The organism is Pseudoalteromonas sp. TB25, assembly GCF_000497995.1.
GTDB classification, from domain to species: domain Bacteria; phylum Pseudomonadota; class Gammaproteobacteria; order Enterobacterales; family Alteromonadaceae; genus Pseudoalteromonas; species Pseudoalteromonas distincta.
In genome coordinates this window covers 1-5,159 of the sequence record NZ_AUTI01000398.1, presented here as the reverse complement: position 1 = coordinate 5,159, position 5,159 = coordinate 1, and the positions used below count along the sequence as shown (strand labels likewise).

The 5,159-nt window shown below is 41.8% G+C and carries 2 protein-coding genes and 1 pseudogene; all 3 read right to left on the bottom strand.

What is annotated here, in order from left to right; translation table 11 throughout:
• Positions 1-2,593, bottom strand: a 2,593-nt coding sequence (carB, locus tag L652_RS0117705) for a carbamoyl-phosphate synthase large subunit (protein WP_024603583.1), incomplete at its 3' end; no start/stop codon positions are given.
• A gap of 16 nt (positions 2,594-2,609) precedes the next feature.
• Positions 2,610-3,746 (bottom strand): glutamine-hydrolyzing carbamoyl-phosphate synthase small subunit, encoded by a 1,137-nt coding sequence (carA, locus tag L652_RS0117700; protein ID WP_004335400.1) that lies wholly within the window; start codon positions 3,744-3,746, stop codon positions 2,610-2,612.
• A 361-nt stretch (positions 3,747-4,107) separates the two neighbouring features.
• Positions 4,108-4,909: pseudogene (gene dapB / locus L652_RS01000000124055) on the bottom strand (4-hydroxy-tetrahydrodipicolinate reductase).
• Positions 4,910-5,159 lie beyond the last annotated feature (250 nt).

The window sequence follows — 5,159 nt, the reverse complement described above, 5'->3', positions numbered from 1 at the left end:
CCGCCACTTTTGCAAGCGCTACACCGGTTGCTTTTGATACAAACGGTACAGTACGTGCGGCACGCGGGTTAACTTCAATTAAGTACACTTTGCCATCTTTTACAGCAAACTGTGTATTCATTAAGCCAACAACACCAAGCTCAAGCGCCATATCGGTTACTTGCTTGCGCATTACATCTTGCACTTCTTGCGATAAAGAATGTGCTGGTAATGAACATGCTGAGTCACCAGAGTGAACACCGGCTTGCTCAATGTGCTCCATGATACCGCCAATAATTACTTGCTCACCGTCGCAAATTGCGTCAACGTCAACTTCAATTGCGTTATCTAAGAAACGGTCCAGTAATACAGGTGCTTCGTTTGATGCAGATACAGCTTCAGTCATGTAGCGACGTAAATCGTCTTCATCGTATACAATTTCCATTGCACGACCACCTAGTACATACGACGGACGTACAACGAGTGGAAAACCAATTTCGACTGATTTAAGTAGTGCTTCTTCAGTTGAAGTTACTGTTGCATTTTCTGGCTGAAGTAAGTTCAAACGCTCAACAAGTTGTTGGAAACGTTCGCGATCTTCTGCACGGTCAATCGCATCAGGTGAAGTACCAATTACTGGCACACCATTCGCTTCAAGCTCACGTGCTAATTTAAGTGGTGTTTGACCACCGTACTGCACGATAACGCCTTTTGGCTTTTCAACACGTACGATTTCGAGTACGTCTTCAAGTGTAATTGGCTCAAAGTATAGTCTATCAGATGTATCGTAATCGGTAGAAACCGTTTCAGGGTTACAGTTAACCATAATTGTTTCATAACCGTCTTCGCGAAGCGCAAGCGAGGCATGTACACAACAGTAATCAAATTCAATACCTTGGCCGATACGGTTAGGACCGCCACCAATAACCATGATTTTGTCTTTATCTGTTGGGTTTGCTTCACACTCTTCATCGTAAGATGAGTACATGTAAGCTGTGTCTGAGCTAAATTCTGCGGCGCACGTATCAACACGCTTGTATACTGGCACGATGTTTAATAGGTGACGTTTTTTACGAATTTCAGCTTCAGATACACCAGCAATTTCAGCTATACGTGGATCTGCGAAACCTTTGCGTTTAAGTTTACGTAGGAAGTCGGCATTTAAACCAGCCATACCTACTTCACCAATTTTTGCTTCGTCTTTTAAAATATCTTCTATTTGTACTAAGAACCAGCGATTAACTTTAGTCAGCTCATAAACATCATCAACGCTCATACCATGGCGCATTGCATCGGCAATGTACCAGATACGCTCAGCACCTGGCTCACGTAATTCGCGGATGATTTTTTCTTTAGCTTTAGGGTCATCAAGTGCAACTATTGGGTTAAAACCTGTTGCGCCCACTTCAAGACCACGTAATGCTTTGTGTAATGATTCTTGTTGGTTACGACCAATCGCCATTACTTCGCCAACTGATTTCATTTGCGTAGTTAAGCGGTCGTTAGCACCGGCAAATTTTTCAAAGTTAAAGCGAGGAATTTTTGTTACAACGTAATCGATTGAAGGCTCAAAAGATGCTGGAGTTTTACCGCCAGTAATATCGTTTTGAAGCTCGTCAAGCGTGTAACCTACTGCTAGCTTTGCAGCAATTTTAGCAATTGGGAAACCCGTTGCTTTTGATGCAAGTGCAGATGAACGTGATACGCGTGGGTTCATCTCAATGATAACCATACGGCCATCTTCAGGATTAATACCAAACTGCACGTTAGAACCGCCAGTTTCTACACCAATTTCACGTAATACCGCCATAGAGGCGTTACGCATAATTTGGTATTCTTTGTCGGTTAGCGTTTGCGCTGGTGCAACGGTGATTGAATCGCCAGTGTGAACACCCATAGGGTCAAAGTTTTCAATGGTACAAACAATAATACAGTTATCGTTTTTATCACGTACAACTTCTGTTTCGTACTCTTTCCAACCAATCAGTGATTCATCAATCAATAATTCGTTTGTTGGTGATAAGTCTAAACCACGTTCACAAATTTCTTCAAACTCTTCCATGTTGTAAGCAACACCGCCACCGGTGCCACCCATGGTGAAAGAAGGACGAATGATACATGGTAAGCCAATTCGGCTCATTGTATCTTTAGCTTCTTCCATTGAGTGAGCAATTTCAGCACGAGGACATTCAAGGCCAATGTTTTTCATTGCTACGTCAAAGCGTTCACGGTTTTCTGCTTTGTCGATTGCATCCGCCGTTGCGCCAATTAGCTCAACGCCGTGCTTAGCCAATACACCGTGCTTGTCTAAATCAAGTGCACAGTTTAATGCTGTTTGACCACCCATTGTAGGCAGTACTGCATCTGGCTTTTCTTTTTCAATAATTTTTTCTACCACTTCCCAGTGAATTGGTTCGATGTAGGTAGCATCGGCCATTTCAGGATCGGTCATGATAGTTGCAGGGTTTGAGTTAACTAATATAACTCTATAGCCTTCTTCTCTAAGTGCTTTACACGCTTGAGCACCAGAGTAGTCAAATTCACAAGCTTGACCAATTACAATTGGGCCTGCGCCTAAGATAAGAATGCTTTTTATGTCGGTACGTTTTGGCATTATTACTCCAGTTAAATTAGTGTTTACGCGCTTGCATCAAATCGATGAAGTGGTCAAATAATGGTGCTGCATCGTGTGGACCTGGACTTGCTTCAGGGTGACCCTGGAAGCTAAACGCAGGCTTATCAGTACGATGAATACCTTGAAGCGTTCCATCAAATAACGATTTATGCGTGGCACGAAGCGTACTTGGTAGGCTTGATTCTTGAGCTGCAAAACCATGGTTTTGAGCTGTGATCATAACTACATTACGGTCTAGGTCTTTAACTGGGTGGTTACCACCGTGGTGGCCAAATTTCATTTTTTCTGTTTTAGCACCTGAGGCAAGGGCTAATAACTGATGACCTAAACAGATACCAAAAATAGGTGTGTCGGTTTCTAAAAAGGCTTGAATGGCTTCAATAGCGTAAGTACAAGGCTCAGGATCACCAGGGCCATTAGATAAGAAGATACCATCAGGGTTTAAAGCAAGTACGTCAGCGGCTGAAGTTTGCGCTGGTACTACTGTAAGTTTACAACCACGGTCTACAAGCATACGTAAAATATTACGTTTTACACCGAAGTCGTAGGCAACAACATGAAACTTTTCATCAGCAGCGTCAAGGGTTTTAAATCCTTCACCTAATGTCCAGCTTGATTCGCGCCACTCAAAATTTTCCTTGGTTGAGACAACTTTTGCTAAATCCATACCTTTTAAGCCCGGGAAGGCTTGCGCGGCTTGTAACGCTTTATTTTCGTCTAGCTCGTCACCGGCAACAATACACCCGTTTTGTGCGCCTTTATCACGCAAAATTCGAGTTAGCTTTCTGGTGTCGATGTCCGCAATACCTAAAATATTACGTTCTTTTAAGTAATCATCTAACGATTGCTCGTTACGAAAGTTACTTGCTAGCAGTGGCAAATCACGGATCACTAGGCCTTTAGCCCAAATTTGATTCGCTTCTTCGTCTTCGCTGTTGGTACCCGTATTACCGATATGTGGGTACGTCAAAGTTACGATTTGTTCCGCGTATGATGGATCAGTCAAAATTTCTTGATAACCAGTCATAGACGTATTGAATACCACTTCACCGACTGACATGCCGTCAGCGCCGATTGCAGTACCGCGAAACACTGTGCCGTCTTCTAGGACTAACAGAGCGGATTTAGTCAAGTTAAACCTCCTAACAGTAAAAAACGGGAGTAAGCAATTGCCTAACACCCCGCCAATACCCAGAGGGATCGTCAAAACCAGATTTTTGTGAGCTTAAATTGTTTTACGCAGTCTTAAATGATGCAGATGTAAAGCATTCAACCTTCAATCATTTTTCTTGCCTAAAACTATTTTCATTCCCACTGAAACCCTGGATTTACTAGCCACTTGGGTATAATTGGAAACACGCATTTAGTAATTTTTGGCAAATTGGCTGCATATTACATGAAGTTGCTATTTAGGTCTAACATTATTTGGTTAATTGTTACAAATAAGTCACTGTAGGTGAAATTAGACCCAAACAGTTAAAATAGCAACTAAACTACTTAAGATCTAGCACATCTTGCATATCATAAAGTCCAGCAGGTTTGTTTTTTAACCAGCTTGCAGCCCTTATAGCACCTAGAGCGAACGTCATTCTCGAACTTGCTTTATGTGTTAATTCAAGCCTTTCGCCCATTGTAGCGAAGTATGCGGTATGTTCACCTACTATATCGCCCCCTCTTAGGACAGAATAACCAATCTCATTTTGAGATTTCGCTGTTTCTACTTGGCTTCGGTCATATACCGCAACCTCGTCGTGATCCCAGCCTTTCGCTTGCGCGATTGACTCACCTATTGCCAGTGCAGTACCCGATGGTGCATCTATTTTATGACGGTGATGCGCTTCAAATATTTCGATATCTAAATCGTCACCAAATTTAGTCGCTGCAGTTTGCACAAGGTTAAGTAATACATTGACACCTACGCTGTAATTTCGCGCAAATACAATAGGGATATGTTTAGCGGCATCGTGTAATAGCGCCATATCATCATTTGTTAAACCTGTTGTGCCAATTACCATAGGGATTTTTTGTGCAACAGCTGTTTTTAAATGGTTTTTCATACCCGCTGGCAGCGTAAAGTCGATTAAAACATCTACATCATCTATTGTACTTTCGTCGCTAAAGCTAACACTGTTATCNTGCGCTATTTACTTGATTTACATTAATGCCCAATAGCGATGAACCACTACGAACATATGCGCCTGTAAGTTGTGTTTGCTCTTTAATTGTCGCGGCTTCTAATAGGGCTAAGCCCATTCTGCCGTTAGCACCAAAAACACCTATTCGATTTGTAGTCATGGTTTTTACCTAATTTAATTTGAATCCGTTTATTAGCTATATATCCGGACATTGCAAAATACGCAGGTGGGTATTTTTATGCAGTTGGATAAATATTAATCGCTGAAAATCGCGTTGCTTTATAGATATTATCTAAAAGTCATGCAATAGTCAGGTGACCTTTTAATTTAATAATAATAACAATACCAGTTTACTTTAGCCATCTATACATTTAAGCTTCTCTTTCGCGTCGATTTGGTCTTTGGCTTGC